The 16,914-nt window shown below is 56.6% G+C and carries 14 protein-coding genes; 4 read left to right on the forward strand and 10 right to left on the reverse strand.

What is annotated here, in order from left to right; genetic code table 11:
* Positions 1–69 precede the first annotated feature (69 nt).
* Genes mtnN through O1723_RS17620 form a run of 3 tightly spaced genes read left to right on the forward strand, consistent with a single transcriptional unit; the run spans position 70 to position 2,211 of the window.
* Positions 70–768: a 5'-methylthioadenosine/S-adenosylhomocysteine nucleosidase gene (gene mtnN / locus O1723_RS17610; protein ID WP_014882620.1), complete on the forward strand. Its 699-nt coding sequence runs from the start codon at positions 70–72 to the stop codon at positions 766–768.
* Positions 761–1,561 carry a vitamin B12 ABC transporter substrate-binding protein BtuF gene (btuF, locus tag O1723_RS17615; RefSeq protein WP_014882619.1) on the forward strand — a complete coding sequence of 267 codons (801 nt, stop codon included), beginning with the start codon at positions 761–763 and terminating at the stop codon, positions 1,559–1,561. Before mtnN ends, btuF begins: the two co-directional genes overlap by 8 nt.
* Before the next feature lie 26 nt (positions 1,562–1,587).
* Positions 1,588–2,211 carry a TRIC cation channel family protein gene (locus tag O1723_RS17620; RefSeq protein ID WP_014882618.1) on the forward strand — a complete coding sequence of 208 codons (624 nt, stop codon included), beginning with the start codon at positions 1,588–1,590 and terminating at the stop codon, positions 2,209–2,211.
* A 59-nt stretch (positions 2,212–2,270) separates the two neighbouring features.
* Here O1723_RS17620 and erpA read toward each other — a convergent pair whose 3' ends face one another.
* A complete protein-coding gene (gene erpA / locus O1723_RS17625) occupies positions 2,271–2,615 on the reverse strand; it encodes an iron-sulfur cluster insertion protein ErpA (RefSeq protein WP_008501923.1) in 345 nt (114 codons plus the stop codon).
* Between the two features lie 79 nt (positions 2,616–2,694).
* Positions 2,695–4,095: a H(+)/Cl(-) exchange transporter ClcA gene (gene clcA / locus O1723_RS17630; RefSeq protein ID WP_014882617.1), complete on the reverse strand. Its 1,401-nt coding sequence runs from the start codon at positions 4,093–4,095 to the stop codon at positions 2,695–2,697.
* Between the two features lie 177 nt (positions 4,096–4,272).
* On the opposite strand from clcA, the gene hemL reads away from it, so the two are divergent.
* Positions 4,273–5,553: a glutamate-1-semialdehyde 2,1-aminomutase gene (gene hemL / locus O1723_RS17635; protein ID WP_023336771.1), complete on the forward strand. Its 1,281-nt coding sequence runs from the start codon at positions 4,273–4,275 to the stop codon at positions 5,551–5,553.
* Positions 5,554–5,648: 95 nt separating this feature from the next.
* On the opposite strand, the gene fhuB is transcribed toward hemL, so the two are convergent.
* From fhuB to O1723_RS17675, 8 genes are all read right to left on the reverse strand, one after another.
* On the reverse strand, positions 5,649–7,631 hold the full coding sequence (fhuB, locus tag O1723_RS17640; protein WP_023336770.1) for a Fe(3+)-hydroxamate ABC transporter permease FhuB: 1,983 nt from the start codon (positions 7,629–7,631) through the stop codon (positions 5,649–5,651).
* Complete coding sequence (gene fhuD / locus O1723_RS17645; protein WP_014882614.1) at positions 7,628–8,518, reverse strand: Fe(3+)-hydroxamate ABC transporter substrate-binding protein FhuD; 891 nt, start codon at positions 8,516–8,518, stop codon at positions 7,628–7,630. Before fhuD ends, fhuB begins: the two co-directional genes overlap by 4 nt.
* Entirely contained in the window at positions 8,518–9,315 is a 798-nt protein-coding gene (fhuC, locus tag O1723_RS17650; RefSeq protein WP_014882613.1) for a Fe3+-hydroxamate ABC transporter ATP-binding protein FhuC, read from the reverse strand. The genes fhuD and fhuC overlap by 1 nt, the downstream gene beginning before the upstream one ends.
* 50 nt (positions 9,316–9,365) lie before the next feature.
* The gene (gene fhuA, locus O1723_RS17655) at positions 9,366–11,615 is read right to left on the reverse strand and encodes a ferrichrome porin FhuA (RefSeq protein ID WP_014882612.1); all 2,250 of its coding nucleotides are present in this window, start codon (positions 11,613–11,615) and stop codon (positions 9,366–9,368) included.
* A 205-nt stretch (positions 11,616–11,820) separates the two neighbouring features.
* Positions 11,821–12,825, reverse strand: a complete 1,005-nt coding sequence (locus O1723_RS17660; RefSeq protein WP_014882611.1) for a fimbrial protein — start codon at positions 12,823–12,825, stop codon at positions 11,821–11,823.
* 13 nt (positions 12,826–12,838) lie between these two features.
* Entirely contained in the window at positions 12,839–15,316 is a 2,478-nt protein-coding gene (locus tag O1723_RS17665) for a fimbria/pilus outer membrane usher protein (protein WP_014882610.1), read from the reverse strand.
* Positions 15,317–15,336: 20 nt separating this feature from the next.
* Complete coding sequence (locus O1723_RS17670; RefSeq protein ID WP_023336768.1) at positions 15,337–16,050, reverse strand: fimbrial biogenesis chaperone; 714 nt, start codon at positions 16,048–16,050, stop codon at positions 15,337–15,339.
* 42 nt (positions 16,051–16,092) lie between these two features.
* The gene (locus O1723_RS17675; RefSeq protein WP_014882608.1) at positions 16,093–16,665 is read right to left on the reverse strand and encodes a fimbrial protein; all 573 of its coding nucleotides are present in this window, start codon (positions 16,663–16,665) and stop codon (positions 16,093–16,095) included.
* Positions 16,666–16,914 lie beyond the last annotated feature (249 nt).

A 16,914-nucleotide genomic window follows, 5' to 3' on the forward strand; every position in this document is an offset into this window, starting at 1 on the left:
TGAGAATGCGTTTCCCCTTAACCGCATGATAGACTATGCATCTTAACAAGGCACATCGCGAGTAAATCTATGAAAATCGGCATTATTGGTGCAATGGAAGAAGAAGTTACGCTCCTGCGTGACAAAATTGAGAACCGTCAGACCCTCTCTCTGGGGGGGTGTGAGATCTACACCGGTCAGCTTAACGGTGTTGACGTGGCTCTGCTGAAATCAGGCATCGGTAAAGTGGCTGCTGCGCTGGGTGCGACCCTGCTGCTTGAGCGCTGCAAGCCGGACGTGATCGTGAACACCGGTTCGGCTGGCGGCCTGGCGCCGACGCTGAAAGTGGGCGATATCGTTGTCTCCGACGAAGCGCGTTATCACGATGCCGACGTCACCGCGTTTGGCTACGAATACGGTCAACTCCCGGGCTGCCCGGCAGGGTTTAAAGCTGACGACAAACTGATTGCGGCGGCTGAAACCTGCATTGCTGAGCTCAATCTTAACGCGGTACGCGGCCTGATTGTCAGCGGTGATGCGTTCATCAATGGCTCCGTCGGTCTGGCAAAAATCCGTCATAACTTCCCGCAGGCGGTTGCCGTTGAGATGGAAGCGACCGCGATTGCGCACGTTTGCCACAACTTCAGCGTACCGTTCGTGGTGGTTCGCGCCATCTCTGACGTCGCAGACCAGCAGTCTCACATCAGCTTCGACGAGTTCCTGACCGTTGCGGCAAAACAGTCCACCGTGATGGTGGAACGCCTGGTGCAGAACCTGGCACGTGGCTAAACCATCCCTCAGGGCGCTCGCCGCCCTGCTTCTGCTTGCTTCAGCGTGGCTCTGTGCCGCGCCTCGCGTAATTACGCTCTCTCCCGCTAACACCGAGCTGGCCTTTGCCGCTGGCATCACCCCCGTTGGCGTGAGTAGCTTTTCGGATTACCCCCCCCAGGCGGCCAACATTGAACACGTTGCGACCTGGCAAGGGATGAACCTTGAGCGCATCGTGGCGCTGAGACCCGATCTCGTGCTGGCCTGGCGTGGCGGTAACGCCGAACGGCAGGTCAATCAGCTTACCTCGCTTGGCATCAAGGTCATGTGGGTTGACGCCGTAAGTATTGAGCAAGTCGCTCAGGCACTGCGAGCCCTTGCCCCTTATAGCCCTGCGCCTGAAAAAGCCAGGCATGCGGCGAGCCAGATGCTCAATGACTATGCTGCGCTGAAAGCTCAATACGATACGTCCGTTAAAAAGCGCATCTTCCTGCAGTTTGGCAGTCAGCCGCTGTTTACCACAGGTAAAGGGTCAATTCAGAACCAGGTCCTGGAAGTGTGTGGCGGTGAAAATATTTTTGCTGCCAGCCGGGTACCGTGGCCGCAGGTTAGCCGTGAGCAGGTTCTGGCGCGCCAGCCGCAGGCCATCGTCGTGGTCGGAAATGCGAGCGAGATTCCTAAAATTAAACAATTCTGGCAAAGCCGGCTAAAAATTCCGGTGATCCCACTCAACAGTGACTGGTTTGAACGCGCCAGCCCGCGTATTATCCTCGCCGCAAAACAGCTCTGTGCCGCACTGGCAGAGAGTCACTAACAGAAGACCTTTTCGAGGATTTAACGATGCTCGTTTATTGGCTGGATATTCTTGGCACAGCCGTTTTTGCTATCTCCGGCGTTCTGCTCGCCGGAAAACTACGCATGGATCCGTTTGGCGTGCTGGTGCTTGGCGTAGTCACTGCCGTTGGCGGCGGGACTATCCGTGATATGGCGCTGGCGAATGGCCCGGTGTTTTGGGTGAAAGATCCGACCGATCTGGTGGTAGCCATGGTGACCTGTCTGTTAACCATTGTGCTGGTTCGCCAGCCCCGCAGATTACCGAAATGGATACTTCCGGTGCTGGATGCCGTGGGTCTGGCCGTGTTTGTCGGTATTGGCGTCAATAAAGCCTTCAATGCCGGAACCGGCCCGATGGTCGCGATCTGCATGGGCGTATTAACCGGCGTGGGCGGCGGCATTATTCGCGACATTCTGGCGCGTGAAGTACCGATGATCCTGCGTACCGAGATCTATGCTACTGCCTGTATTATTGGCGGGATTGTGCACGCCACGGCGTATTACACCTTTGCGGTGCCGCTGGAAAATGCTGCGATGCTGGGGATGGTCGTGACGCTGGTGATTCGTCTGGCGGCAATACGCTGGCACCTGAAGCTGCCGACGTTTGCGCTGGATGAAAATTCAAGATAGGCGTCGTTTATAAGCCCGGTGGCGCTTCGCTTACCGGGCCTACAAATCCGCATTCAGGCTTAAATACTGAACGAAGAACCACACCCGCAGGTGCTGGTTGCGTTCGGGTTAGTCACCACAAAGCGTGACCCTTCCAGACCTTCGGTGTAATCCACTGAACCGCCGACCAGATACTGCAGGCTCATCGGGTCAACCACCAGCGCAACGCCCTGCTTCTCGATGGTCATATCACCATCGTTCACCTGATCGTCAAAAGTAAAACCGTACTGGAAGCCGCTGCAGCCGCCACCGGTAATATAGACACGCAGTTTCAGATCCGGATTGTCTTCGTCGGCAATCAGGGTTTTCACTTTGTTGGCTGCTGCTTCGGTAAATTCCAGCGGCACAGCTACGTCATCACTCATCTTATGCTCCCATGAATACTGCTATTGGGTAAAATTCACCCAATTCTTTTCGTCATTATCTAATACCCTGGTAATTCATTCAAGTATTCTGCGCGGCGGCCCGCTCCGCCTCTTGCTTTGCCAGGGTACGCGCGAGGATGGTGGAGTATAGCGGTTTCCCGCCCAGGAATTGGGCTAATAGTGTCGCCCCGAGACAGGTAATGATCATTGGCAAAATGAGCTGGTAATTATCTGTCATCTCCAGCACCAGCACGATACCGGTCAACGGTGCACGCAGAGACGCAGCCAGCAGTGCCCCCATGCCGGCCACCGCGAAGGTGCCAGCATCAAGATGATACGCCGGGAAGCCCACTTTGGCTGCCATACCAAACGCGGTGCCCAGCAGCGTACCAAGCGCCAGCATCGGGGCGAAAATCCCGCCGGGTGCACCGGAGGAGAAGCACAGAACCGTTGTGATAACCCGGGAGATAAACATAAACAGCAGCAGACCGACGCTGAAATTTCCCGCTGCGGCGATGGGGATCAGCCCGAAGCCGCCGCCTGCGGCATTCGGCTCAATAAAGCCGAGCACGCCGCACATCCCGCCCAGCAGGCCGCCCATCAGCACCCATTTCGTCGTATTGCCGCCATGAATACGCTGGAACATATCCTGAGCACGTAAGATGCAGGTGTTAAACAGCGGCCCCACCACGCCAAAAATCATGCCGAGGATCAGGTAAAGCCACAGGGTGTTGACCGGCGCGTTGGTCAGTTTACCCACCTCAATTACCGCCCCTTCGCCATTGAAGAGGCGGAAAACAATGCTCGACATAATAACGCCGGTAAACACGGCTTTAATGGAGATCAGGTTGTAGCGGAACTGCGCGCGCATCTCTTCAATGATGAATAATATGCCCGCCAGCGGTGCGTTAAACGCCGCTGAAAGACCCGCCGCCGCACCGGTGGCGAGCAGCGTATGGCGCGCTTCGGCGCTTCGCATCCGGAACAGATCGCCCACCATGCGTCCGACGTTGCCCCCCAGTTGTACCGTTGGCCCTTCCCGGCCCAGCACCATCCCCGCGCCCAGCGTCCCCATACCGCCGATGAATTTAACCGGGATCACGCGCCACCAGCGCACCGGGCGCAACTCTTCCAGTGCACCTTCAATTTCCGGGATGCCAGACCCGCCGGCCTCCTGGGCGAATTTACGCACCAGAAAATACCCCACCATGGCAAACAGCGCCGACAGTCCAAATGCCCCGACCCAGACCAGCCACCGGCTATCGGCAAAACCCGCGACGGTGCCCACTCGCCAGTTGAGTACGGCATTGACCGCTTTTTCAAACGCCACGCCAACCAGACCGGCGAGAGTCCCCACCACGGCTGCAGCCAGCAGGATCGCCAGCGGCGTTTTATCGCGATTGAGCAGCCGCCGAATACTGATCCGGTGCTGAGCGCGCGTAAACTGTTGTTCTTCAAAAGACGGAGATTCTGATTTCATGTCCTGTTCTTATTCGTCATACAAAAAGCCGAGGAGATTTTACCAGAGACCTTCCCTCCGTCCCCTTAAAAATACTTAACAAATCTTAAAGCATTATCTGGCTAAAAATTTCATAACCTACTGCGAATCACTTAGAATAGTGTGCTTAATCATTTTATACGAACCAGGAACGACGCCATGAGCAAGTCTGAAAACCTCTACAGTGCAGCCCGGGAGCTTATTCCAGGTGGTGTGAACTCGCCTGTTCGCGCCTTTACCGGCGTGGGCGGTACGCCGCTGTTTATTGAACGTGCTGACGGCGCGTATCTGTATGATGTCGATGGCAAAGCCTATATCGATTATGTCGGTTCCTGGGGACCGATGGTGCTCGGGCACAACCACCCAGCCATTCGTAACGCGGTCATTGAAGCCGCTCAGCGTGGTCTGAGCTTCGGTGCGCCAACCGAAATGGAAGTGAAGATGGCGGAGCTGGTGACCGAACTGGTGCCGACCATAGACATGGTACGTATGGTGAACTCCGGTACCGAAGCGACCATGAGCGCGATCCGCCTGGCGCGCGGTTTTACCGGTCGCGATAAAATCATTAAATTCGAAGGCTGCTACCACGGCCACGCAGACTGTTTACTGGTGAAAGCAGGCTCCGGCGCGCTGACCCTCGGCCAGCCAAACTCGCCTGGCGTGCCGGCGGATTTCGCTAAGCATACCCTGACCTGTACCTACAACGATCTGAATACCGTTCGCGCGGCGTTCGAGCAGTATCCGCAGGAGATCGCCTGCATCATCGTTGAACCGGTAGCGGGCAACATGAACTGCATTCCACCGCAGCCGGACTTCCTGCCGGGCCTGCGCGCCCTGTGCGATGAGTTTGGTGCCCTGCTGATCATCGACGAAGTGATGACCGGCTTCCGCGTAGCGCTGGCGGGAGCCCAGTCTTATTATGGCGTTGAGCCGGACCTGACCTGCCTCGGCAAAATCATCGGCGGCGGAATGCCTGTTGGCGCATTCGGCGGCCGTAAGGATGTGATGGAAGCGCTGGCGCCAACGGGCCCGGTCTACCAGGCTGGTACCCTTTCCGGCAACCCGATTGCGATGGCCGCAGGCTTCGCCTGCCTGACAGAAGTGGCGCAACCAGGTATTCACGAAACCCTGACCGACCTGACGACTCAACTGGCTAACGGTCTGCTGGAAGCCGCAGAAGAGGCGGGTATCCCACTGGTGGTCAATCACGTCGGCGGCATGTTCGGGATTTTCTTCACCGATGCGCCAACCGTGACCTGCTATCAGGACGTCGTGAAGTGCGATGTTGAACGCTTCAAGCGCTTCTTCCACCTGATGCTGGAAGAAGGTGTGTACCTGGCGCCGTCGGCGTTTGAAGCGGGCTTTATGTCCGTGGCGCACAGCGAAGAAGATATCAATAACACCATCGACGCGGCGCGTAAGGTGTTTGCGAAGCTTTAAGGTCCGTGCGGGGTGATGCCCTCACCCCAACCCTCTCCCACAGGGAGAGGGAGCAAACCCTAAAACGGCAATCTAAGGATTGCCGTTTACTTTTATTACCGACTCTGCTTTCTCAACAGATAAATAAAATACGGCGCGCCTATAAAGGTCGACAGCAGTCCCGCCGGGATCTGGTACGGGAACAGCACCATCCTTCCACACCAGTCCGCAAATACCAGAATGACTCCGCCCGTCAGGGCTGACATCACAATGTGCGGCATTGTCCGGCGGAACCCCATCATTCTGGCGATATGCGGTGCCATCAACCCGACGAAGCTCAGCGGGCCAATAGTCATGGTTGCCGTTGCCGTGAGGCACGCTGCCAGCAGGAGAAGTGCGACACGCGTAGGCGTCAGCGCCATGCCCACAGCCCGCGCCGTTTCGCCGCCGAGCGGCAGAATGGTCATCCAGCGACGACACAGCGGCACAATCGCCAGCAGCACAATCATTACGATCCCGGAATGCACAACCTGGCTGGCGGTAGCGTTGTAGGTTGAGCCAGAAATCCAGGTCAGGATCTTCGCCATTCGCGGATCGCCACTCGCCTGCAGCATCATCAACAGCATCGTAAAGGCCGTGCTGAGCGCCATCCCGGCCAGCAACATCCGGTGCGGGGAAAATCCGCCGCGGCCAGAGGCAATCAGAATAATCATCAGCGTCACCGCCGCACCGATACTCCCGGCAGGCATCAACCAGCCAAACGCGTTCCCTGGCACCAGGAACAGCATCAGCACCACGCCAAAGGCGGCACCGGAGCTGATCCCCAGCACTTCCGGGCTCGCCATCGGGTTACCGGTCAGACGCTGAATAATACAGCCCGCAACCGCCAGCATCACACCGGCAATAAGCGCGGAGAGGATCCGCGGCCAGCGCCATTGCAGTAATTCGTTGAGTAAATCACCCGTTGCCCAGTGCCAGCCTGCGGCATCGCGCCCAAACGCGAGTGCGGCAAACGAGGCGAGAAACAATACTCCCAGACCGGCAAGGCTAAACCACAGTACCGACTGACGTTCCGCGTAGACCTTATCGCCCGTGTCCATCGCAGGCGCGCTGATGCTGCGCAAACGCGGGAGCAACCACAGCAGCAGCGGCGCACCGATAAGCGCCGTTGCTGACCCGGTAGACACTTCCATCCAGACGCGGGCCAGCCAGAGAATGATCTGATCGGAAAGCCAGAGGATCAGCGCCCCGATCAACGGTGCGAGCAGCAGACGTGCCAGCAGCCGACGCGCCCCGAGCATTTTTGCCAGCAGCGGTGCAAAGAGACCGATAAAGCCGATAATGCCCACCGCGTTAACCAGCAGAGCGCTCAGCACAATCGCCAGCGTGAGCGCCGCCAGGCGTGCCAGCGACAGTGCCAGCCCCAGGTTGCGCGCCACGCCATCATCCAGCCCCATGAGCGTCAGCGGACGCAGGAGCAGCAGCGTCAGCACGACCCCGCCCGCCAGCTGCGGCCACAGACGCTGCACGATGCTCCAGTCGGTCTGGGTGAGCGTGCCGGTGCTCCACAGGAACATACTTTGCAGCTGATCGTGATGGAACAGCACCAGCAGCTGGTTAATCGCACCGCAATAGAGGCTGACAACCAGCCCGGCAAGAATCAGCGTTACCGGAGAAAGGCGTTTTCCCCAGGCCACACCAAAGACCAGCGCCCCTACGACACACGCCCCCGCGAGGGCCGCAAACTGCGAGGTTAACGCGCCGGGCAATGCCCACAGCGTGGTGATCGTGATCCCAAGCTGCGCCCCGGTAGCGACGCCCAACGTGGTTGGCTCCGCCAGCGGGTTACGTAACACCTGCTGGAACAAAACGCCTACAAGGCCTAAACCGGCCCCGACCAAAAGGGAGATCGCCAGACGCGGCAGCAGGCTGTAGTGGAACAGCATCTGCTGAATATTGTCGATATCCGGCGAGGCCAGCGCGACTCCCCACTGCGCACGCGGTAACGCCGTCGAGAGATTGAACCCGGTGAATGACAGTGCAGCCAGAAAAAGCACGGACAGCAGTAGAACCGGGAAACGCGCGATACGGGTACTCATGCTTTACCTCCCAGCGCGTTATCCAGTACGCGGGCAAAATGCATGGCCGATAGCGTCGCGCCGTAGAACCACACAGCGGGCGCACGCTGGAAGCGCTTCTCGCGCACAAACGGCATCGCCTGCCAGAGCGGCGTCGCCATCAGCGTTTGCATTTCGCGCTCGTTGCCGTGGTCGAAACACAGCACATCCACATCACGAAACGCCGCCAGACGATCGATACCGACGGCGGTACTGCCCCAGAAGGTCATCTCCCCTTCCCACGCATTGCGAATGCCAAAGCTGTCCAGCACCTCCTGGAACAGACAGTTTTTACCGAATACCAGCATATGGCGGGCATCCAGCAGCGTCACCATCAGCAGCGGGCGATCGCCCCGCCCGGCAAAGCGCGGCTTCAGGGCGTCAATCAGGGCATCGAATTCATCGAGATGCTTTTTGGCTTCCGTTTCACGGTTGAGGAAATGCGCCATCTCGTTGATCGAGTTTTTCGCCACGGTCAGCGGTTTTTTACCGTCGCTAAAGGAAAAACCGCGCCCTGGCGCAATACGTGCCATGGTCTCTTCTGACGGGCCATAGCCCGCAGACCAGAACAGGAATGACGGTTTCATTTGGGTAAGCAGTTCGAGGTTTGGCTCCGTACGCAGGCCGATGTCAATCACCGAGTCCGGCAGCTTCGGCTCGTTCACCCAGAGGTTATAGTTAGGGATGTCCGCCACGCCATAGGGCGTGACGCCCAGCGCCATCATCAGCTCTACCGGCAGCCACTCCAGCGCCACAATGCGGTGAGGATCGACTGCGGCAGCACGCGCCGTCGTCATGTTAAACAGCAGGGGTGAGAGCGCCATTGCCGTCAACAGGCGACGACGGCTGATAAATGTGTTGTCCAGCATCAGTACACGAAGCTCACCGGTGCAGCCCCAGCCGGGTGAGGCAAGATACCCATTGGAATACCGTAAATGTGTTCCAGCGTTTCGCTGCGCATCAATTCTGACGGTGTTCCCTGCGCAATCATTTCGCCGCCGCGTAACGCGACAAGATAATCGCAGTAGCGAGCCGCCATGTTGATATCGTGCAGGACCGCAATCACCGTCAGGCCACGCTGCTGGCTTAACCGGTGTACCAGCGCCAGCACGTCGACCTGATGGGCAATATCTAGCGCAGAGGTAGGCTCATCCAGTAGCAGGCAACGGCTGTCCTGAGCCACCAGCATTGCAATCCACGCCCGCTGACGCTCACCGCCAGACAGGCTATCCACCAGACGGTGCGCCAGCGGTTTTAGCCCAACCAGCGCAATCGCCTCTTCCACTTTCTCCCGGTCAGCCACACCGAAGCGCCCAAGCGCCCCGTGCCACGGATAACGCCCAATCGCCACCAGCTCACGCACCGTCATCCCTTCCGCCTGCGGCAACTGCTGCGGCAGATAGGCCACTTTGCGCGCAAAGGCTTTGCTGCTCCAGCTCTCCAGTTGCTGTCCGTCCAGCAGGATATCCCCTTCAGACGGCGGCTGATGGCGTCCCAGCATCTTAAGGAGCGTGGATTTACCGGAACCGTTGTGACCAATCAGGCCCGTCACTTTACCGGCCGGGAACGTCAGAGAGAGCGGATGGAGCAACGTGCGTCCGGGTACGCGAAAGGAGAGATGATTGAGCGTGAAGGTGGTGTCGGATTGCGTTTGATTATCCTGCATATCAGCCAACTTAAATAAAAAGGGCACGGCGAACCGTGCCCAAAGAGAGATTAGAAGCGGAAGGTCGCGGTGGCGACAACCTGACGTTCAGCACCCCAGAAGCAACCGTAGGTGTTAAAGCAGCTGGCAACATACTCGCGATCAAACAGGTTGTTCACGTGAAGTGCGACGTTCGAGCCTGCCATGCCCACGCGCGCCAGGTCGTATCTCACCAGCGCATCGACAACGGTGTAGCTCCCTACCGTGAAGGTGTTCGCCGGATCGCCTTTGCTGGAGCCGGTGTAACGCACGCCGGTACCCAGCGTCAGGCCGGACAGCGGGCCATCAAACAGCGTGTAATCGCCCCATACGGATGCCATGTGTTTAGGCACCTGAGCAGGCGTGTTGCCTTTGTAATTTGTATCGGTGGTGTATTCCGCATCGGTATAGGTGTAGGAACCGACAACGTTCACGCTAGCAGACAGCGCCGCTTTCGCTTCCAGCTCTACGCCACGCGCGCGGATTTCTCCCCCTTCAACCGAGAAGAACGAGCCAGCCGGGTCCGCCATCAGGTTGTTGGTTTTGGTCAGCTGGTACAACGCACCGGTGACAACGATCGGACGGTCATTCGGCACGTATTTCACGCCCGCTTCGTACTGCTTACCTTTAGACGGGGAGAACAGTTTGCCCTGAGCATCGGTCTGCGAAGCGGGTTCAAACGATTCGCTGTAGCTGAAGTACGGGGTTACGCCATTATCAAACAGGTAGTTAACACCACCACGCCAGGTGAACTGGGTATCATCACGTTTGGAGGTGGTATTCAACACGCGGTTATACGATTCCTGATCCGCCCAGTCATAACGGCCGCCCAGCGTAACCAGCACTTTATCCCACTGCGCCTGATCCTGAACGTACAGACCGGTCTGTTTCTGACGGTTGAGGATCTGATAAGGGCCGGAGGTCGCCGGATCTTTTGAACCGAAATCAAAATCGCTGTTCACCGGGTTGTAGAGATCCAGCAGCGGCACCGAGTCGTCATAGCCGAACCAGGAGTTGATGTCGTTACGCATGCGCATAAAGTCAACGCCGGTCAGCAGGATGTGGTCCACCTCACCGGTAGTGAATTTGCTTTGCAACTGGGTATCAACGGTGAAGTTCTGCAGCTTTTCATTATCGACAACGTATTTACGCGCCAAATAATGGCCTTTGTCAGCAGGGGCTAACGCGGCGCACTGTTTGTTGCCCGCATTCGCCGGGTCGGTACAGACGCCATAGCCGTAAACACTGTTTTGTGAGGTTTTATTCTCAGCAAAGCGCAGGTTCTGGCGTACGGTAAAGGTATCGTTGAATTCGTGATCGAAGCTGTATCCCACCATTTTCTGGTTGCGGGAATAGGTATTGTTCTTCGCGCCTTCATTGAAGTTCGTCGGCAGACGATCGCCGTTCGGCAGCGGATCAACCGTCCCCTCTTTTGGCAGCCAGCCGTAGTAGCCGGTTTCAGGCTCGTTCTGGAAGTAAGAGAGGAACGTGAAGGTAGTCTTATCATCCGGACGCCAGGAGAACGATGGCGCGATGGCGTAACGCTGCTCTTCCGCACGCTCCTGCTGAGCGTTATTAGAACGCGCAACACCCGTTAAGCGGTAAGAGTATACGCCGTCGTCGTCGATGGCATCGCTGAAGTCAAACCCGGTCTGGAACAGGCTGTCCGTACCGACTTTGAACTGGATTTCTTTCAGCGGCTCGGTGGTTGGGCGCTTGCTTACCATGTTCAGCAAACCGCCAGGGCTGCTTTTGCCGTACAGAACGGAAACCGGACCGCGCATGATCTCGGCGCGTTCCAGCATGTAAGGGTCGATTACCGCGTCGTTATAGAAGTTGCCCTGCATCTTCATGCCGTCGAGGTAGTTATTCTGGCTCTGACCGTCGGCCGCAAAGCCGCGAATCACCAGATAGTCATAGGTATTCGACGCACCACGGGTGCCAACCGCCACGCCCGGCGTATAGCTCAGGGCTTCTTTTACCGAACGCGGCTGGTGCAGCGCCATCTCTTCGGCGGTGACGACTGAAATAGACTGCGGCACCTTCTGAATTGGCGTATCGGTTTTCGTGCCGGTCGCGGATTGCCTTGCCGCGATAGTTGCCGCCGGTCCCCAGGCACTTTCCTGTGCCGCAGGCGCTGCGGTTACCGTAATGGTTTCTTCTTTTTTCGGGGTTTCGGCAGCATGTGCATAAGCCGACATGCCGGCAACCGCTGTGGCTACGACGACCGCGACTTTTCGCAGCGACGTGTTGATTGGCTGAGCAGTATTGGAAAGCGCCATGTTGTATCTCTGATGGAAAGGTTAATGATAACGTAAACGAGAATTATTATTATGAGCGCAAGAATAATAGGCGAAACGCCGGTTGCATAGCAAGCAATAAGCGGCCCTACGAGAATTGAGGGATTAAGAATTAACCAGATGAAAACAGGGGGTTAATGATGTTAGCGAAAGGATCGCCAAAACCCGCCGGAGCGGGCGGGAAGCATTAGCGGTAAAACAGCTCGAACGTGGCGACCGCCTCGACTTTTCCGGGTTTGACCTCCCCCGTTTTGACGTAGCGGGCCTTCAGGGGGATCTCTGCGGGCACCTTGTCCTGCGTAGCGGATATCGCAGTATAGGTCTGGTCAAACTGAAGGACGGTATCGTTGCTGTCGAGAATTTGAATCCCCAACCCTTGTGCGGCAGCATCACCGGATGCAATGCCCAAAATCGAGCCGTTGGTCACCCCCGTCGACCCCGTGCGGGTGAACTGATAGTCAATCTTTGTTCCCGCCGCGCAGTCGTTTATTGCAATCTTAAAACCACCGTCAGTCAGTATCTCTGAGTATTGCCCGTCAAAATCCTGAGAATTGACCGTTTTGAGAGGAACAAAAATGTTACGGTCAACCAGATTACAGGTATTGGTCGTAATATGGACGCTGGTGGGCGAAAAACGCATTTCACCGACCACGACACCGCCGAGCGTATCCTGCGAGGTCAGGCGCGAGGTATCCAGCATCCCGTCCTGGACCTGGCCGATGACCACCAGTTGAGCGGCGGCCCGAAAGACGTGGGTGCCATCAGACCCGCCATGTTTGTAGCCATAATACTGCCAGGGACGAATGAGGTCCTCCTCTATATAGTCGGGCAACCGTTCGCTTGACGCCGCCGCACGGATGCCAATCCCCGGCACGTTGGTTTTATAGACTCCCGGCAGAACGTCCTCACGCGCGTCGGCATCCGTCAGGGTCAAATAGCCGCGCCGGATTTGCGCGTCAGCTCCGCCACAGTGCACCGTAATTTCATTGGATTCGACGGCATTGTCATAAATTACGGTCCCCACAGGGGTATCGGGATCGAGCATAAAGACCGCTGGAAGCTGAAAGGTAACAATGCCGCCAGATCCATCCCCGCCGCTGAAAGTACATTGAGCAAATGCCGGATGTACCCGCGCGGCGGCGACCAGCAGTACGGCAGAGATAACGGTTCTCACCAGAATAGTCACGCGCATTTTCTCTCCAGCCTCATTGGCAATTGACCGCGGTATTAATGATTCCCTCGCCATTGTCATCGGGTAAATCGATGACGCCATAACACTGTTCGTCGCCCGCCTCTCCCCACTGCGCGCTGAACGATGTGTGTCCATTAAGCCCTGAGAGGTAGACCTCGCCATCATCCCCGACAATCGCGTTGGTGTTATCAAGCGCCACGATGGCACCAAACGGCACTGGTTTACCCTGATGACGCAGCGTGACCAGCGCGCGGCGCCCAACGCGGGCCTCGAAGTTCGCCAGTATCACCGCGCCTTTTGTCGGCACGAGATCTAACATTGCCGCGTCAATATCAATATCGCTGCGTTCCTGCGTGTTTACCGTGAGGGTGTTGTGTCGGTAAGCGGTAAGCGACGGCACGATGGCATTACCAAACGCATCGGTATAAATGCCGCGGCCGCTCTGAACGTTGACATCCTCTCCGTCGTTGATGTGTACAATCGCGAAAGCGTCCCGCACGGGCTGCCCCAGCGTAACGCCCTGACCGTGAGCCACGATGGATCCCTGAGCGTTATAGTTCCACTGGCGGTTATCCCCGCCGTAGCTGTACCCCATGCCAACTTCGCCGGACGAGCCGCGATAGCGCCCGAATACGCTGCCGCCATAGCCCGTATCTTTGTTGGCGTAGGTCTGCTGGAGGTTAAAGCTCAGCTTGTTATCCTCAAGCGCGGTCCCCCCGATCCCCACCTGGTGCGAGACATACCCGCCGCTTGCGGTATTTACGCTGTAGTTTGCCCACGCGTTAGAGAGCCAGTGCGATAACGGGATATTGACGTTCAGCGCCAGTTGCCGATCGGAATCGGCATCTGGCGTGCGGGTCAGGTTGTAGCTTATCGACCAGGTAATATTCCGCCAGCTGGAGCTCAGCCCGGCGCTGACGCTACGCTCGTGGCCGTCCATATCCCAGTAATCCTGCTGATAGCCGTTAAGATACGCCGAACCCCAGTCAGAAAGCCGCTGGGAAAGGTTTACCTGCATGCGGCTTCGGCGGTTGTTGGTTCTGCGATAGGTATAAATGCCGTCATCAATCTCGCTGTCGCGCTGATCGATAGCCTCCTGAAAGGTATAAAACCCGGAGGTGGAATAGCGGTAGCTGGCAAGCGTGACGGTGGTATCTGTGTCGGGAATATCTTTTGAATACTGCGCTCGCCATGAGAGTCCATTTGCGTCATCACGTCCGTCATCAAAGGCGGTTCTCGCGGTGGTGATATCCACCGAGGCTGAGCCCAGGTGACCCAAATCCGCGCCAACCCCCAGCAATAGTGCATGATACATCGACGCCCCCTGAGCGCCGGTGTAGGCCGTCACGCCATACGGCAGGCCATAAATAGCCGTACCTTGCACAAAGGTGGGCTCATCTTCCCCTTCATTGCCGCGATAACGCCCGGCCGCCAGCGAATACTTAAACCCGCCCTCACGCTGGAGGACCGGCACCGACGCGCTGGCCTGTATGAAGCTATGCTCCGAGCCATCCGCCTCTTCAACGGTGACTTCCAGATCCGCGCCGGAGGCGACCTGGCTTAAATCACGGATCTCAAATGGCCCCGGCGAGACGTTGGTTTGATAAAGGGTGTAGCCGTTTTGCTTAATGGTGACTTTTGCATCGCTGTTGGCAATCCCCCGCACGACTGGCGCAAACCCCTGCTGGCTGACCGGTAGCATCGCCGTATCCGTTTCCAGCGTCAGGCCGGTCATCTGCACGCTGTCGAACAGCTCGCTGTTGGTGTACGTCTGGCCCAGTTCAAGCTGGCTTTTCAGCGCTTTGATATCGCGCTGCAGGGTGGTGGCGATGGCTTCCCAGCCCGAAGAGTCACTCCAGGTACTGTTGTTGCGCAGCCGCCACGCGCCCAGATTAAGACCCGACGTCAGGCCAAGCCAGGTTGATGAGGTTTGACCCGTGCTGTAGTGCTGCTGAGAACCGCTGAGCTGATAGCTTGTCCAGGCCGCCGGAGCACCGTCATCCCAGAGTTTCGGGTTAATGGCGCCCGCAGCCGCGCGGTTGCGGTAGGCCTGGGGAATGACCAGCGTCAGGGTCTGGTTATCCTGATTGTAATCGTAGCGAGCATGTTCGATGAAATGGGAGATATCCCGAATGCAGGCCGCGTCGTTCAGATCGTTGAGATCCGGCACCGCGTCGACGTTTACGCCGAATTCACGCAGATCCGCTTTGGTCAGCTCCGGCAGAAGCTGCTGCTTATCGTCAGAAAGCACATAGGTGACCTCGCGTTTATCCACGACGTCCCGATCCCACATGATGGTGGTCAGATAGCGCCCTGCCAGCAATCCGTTATCATTAATGAAGTTTTTGAGCGTAGCGGTATTTTCCAGCGGCGTATCCAGCTCAAGGATCCGCAGGTTGAATTCGTCATCAGCCCACGCAGGCGGGATCGCGACGAACAGCGCGAGCACGATCCCGGACCATACCTGTTTTTGGCGAGAGGGAGAGGACATAGCATTCCAACACGATCCCGTTAAAGGGCCTGCTTGCGCTGAGGGGTTTGCGCCCCAAAATCATTGATTGCCGTCCAGGTCACCGCACCCGTCGCCCCTTTTGGCAACGCAAAATGCTGCTCGCTAAACGGTGCAACCATCATCGAAATAGCCCCCGGCGTGGTTTCGGTCTCTTTCACCGGTACGCTTTTCCCGCCCACGGCCAGCTCGCCAAAGGAGACGTAAAACGGCGTGGGGTTTTTAGCAATAAGCGTGTCGCCCTGACGACGGAACGTGATTTTTTCATCCGCCACCAGCGCATCGGCCTCTTTTAACTGAGACGGGCGCCAGAAAAGCTTCAGCCGCGTTTTCATCGCGAACTGCAGGGTATTTTTCTCTTTCAGCTCAGGCGACAGCGCGGAGACCGATTTCACATTCGCCAGGAACAGCGATTCACGGTCTGATGGCAGGCTTTTTTTATCGCCAGTAAAAATAACGTGTAAAAGGGTTTGACGGTTTTCCTGCAGCTTATAAACAGGAGGCGTAATAACGAAAGGCGCTTTTGCATTATTGGCGTAGCTGACCCAGCTTTGTACCAGATAACGCGTATGGGGATCTTTATTTTTAAGGGCTATTTGTACTTCAGCTTTATTTGATGGATAAATAATACGCGTACCACCCAGAACCACGCTGGCCTGCGCTGACAGACAAGAAATAATTAAACAACCACATAACAATTTAAATAAAGTCTTCATACAACGTTCCAAAAGGCAGCCATAAAGGCTGCCTGTAATGACTTAGCGATAGACAACCTCGAAAGTTGCCGAAGAGGAATAGCGGCCTGCGGTGGGTGCAGTATCACCAATCTGAATCACCTTCGCGATGTAGTTAAAGACTGACGCATTTGTTCCCGTCGCATCGTTAGCCACATCCGTTCCCGTCGAAGGCAGGGAGCCATCAAATACCACATCGTCTTTCGTGCCGTTTTCATTGCTGACGATGATGCCAACGTTGGTGGCATTACCGGCGCCGCTGAGGTCGTTCTTCAGACGTTTATGCGCGGCATCCGTTGTCGTTCCGCTGAATTTGAGGTTGAGTTTGGCAACCAGCGGGTCACATTTTTTCACTTCAATATTAAACGTTTTGCTGGTGCCCACTGCGCCATCAGTGCCAAAGTCCGACGCATAGGTATCGGGGAACGTGACGGTTGACGAGGTCGTACCGGAGCCATCAACATTAATTTCACAGGTGTCGGCCACCACTTTCCCGGCAAAGTTCACCGTGCCAGAATCGTTTCCGGCAAATGCTGGCTGAGACAGCGCTGCGATTATGCTTGCAGCCAAAAATGAAGAAAGAACATACTTACTCATAATCATATCCTTATATATATCGATGCAGTCATCCATTCCCGCCCCAATACTGTGCGTCAGAATGTTATTTAAGCGCTTATATCACTCATACAGGGGTAATTAACCCAGCCATGTTTCAGGAAAGCCTGTGATTCCTTGAGGCGATTAAATCAGATCATTCTTACCAGTGTCCAGATAGCCTAAAAACCTCCTGCACATAATGGCGCACAAGACTATGTTTTAAATAAAAAATAATGAATCTTAGGAATT

Source organism: Enterobacter cloacae complex sp. HYC080_NIDB (assembly GCF_056673325.1).

What these genes read in the sequence shown, in the direction of transcription:
- mtnN (WP_014882620.1), top strand. Translation starts at nt 70, where the DNA reads ATGAAAATCGGCATTATTGGTGCAATGGAAGAAGAAGTTACGCTCCTG.
- O1723_RS17620 (WP_014882618.1), top strand. Translation starts at nt 1,588, where the DNA reads ATGCTCGTTTATTGGCTGGATATTCTTGGCACAGCCGTTTTTGCTATC.
- erpA (WP_008501923.1), bottom strand. Translation starts at nt 2,615, where the DNA reads ATGAGTGATGACGTAGCTGTGCCGCTGGAATTTACCGAAGCAGCAGCC.
- clcA (WP_014882617.1), bottom strand. Translation starts at nt 4,095, where the DNA reads ATGAAATCAGAATCTCCGTCTTTTGAAGAACAACAGTTTACGCGCGCT.
- hemL (WP_023336771.1), top strand. Translation starts at nt 4,273, where the DNA reads ATGAGCAAGTCTGAAAACCTCTACAGTGCAGCCCGGGAGCTTATTCCA.
- fhuB (WP_023336770.1), bottom strand. Translation starts at nt 7,631, where the DNA reads ATGAGTACCCGTATCGCGCGTTTCCCGGTTCTACTGCTGTCCGTGCTT.
- fhuD (WP_014882614.1), bottom strand. Translation starts at nt 8,518, where the DNA reads ATGCTGGACAACACATTTATCAGCCGTCGTCGCCTGTTGACGGCAATG.
- fhuC (WP_014882613.1), bottom strand. Translation starts at nt 9,315, where the DNA reads ATGCAGGATAATCAAACGCAATCCGACACCACCTTCACGCTCAATCAT.
- fhuA (WP_014882612.1), bottom strand. Translation starts at nt 11,615, where the DNA reads ATGGCGCTTTCCAATACTGCTCAGCCAATCAACACGTCGCTGCGAAAA.
- O1723_RS17660 (WP_014882611.1), bottom strand. Translation starts at nt 12,825, where the DNA reads ATGCGCGTGACTATTCTGGTGAGAACCGTTATCTCTGCCGTACTGCTG.
- O1723_RS17665 (WP_014882610.1), bottom strand. Translation starts at nt 15,316, where the DNA reads ATGTCCTCTCCCTCTCGCCAAAAACAGGTATGGTCCGGGATCGTGCTC.
- O1723_RS17670 (WP_023336768.1), bottom strand. Translation starts at nt 16,050, where the DNA reads ATGAAGACTTTATTTAAATTGTTATGTGGTTGTTTAATTATTTCTTGT.
- O1723_RS17675 (WP_014882608.1), bottom strand. Translation starts at nt 16,665, where the DNA reads ATGAGTAAGTATGTTCTTTCTTCATTTTTGGCTGCAAGCATAATCGCA.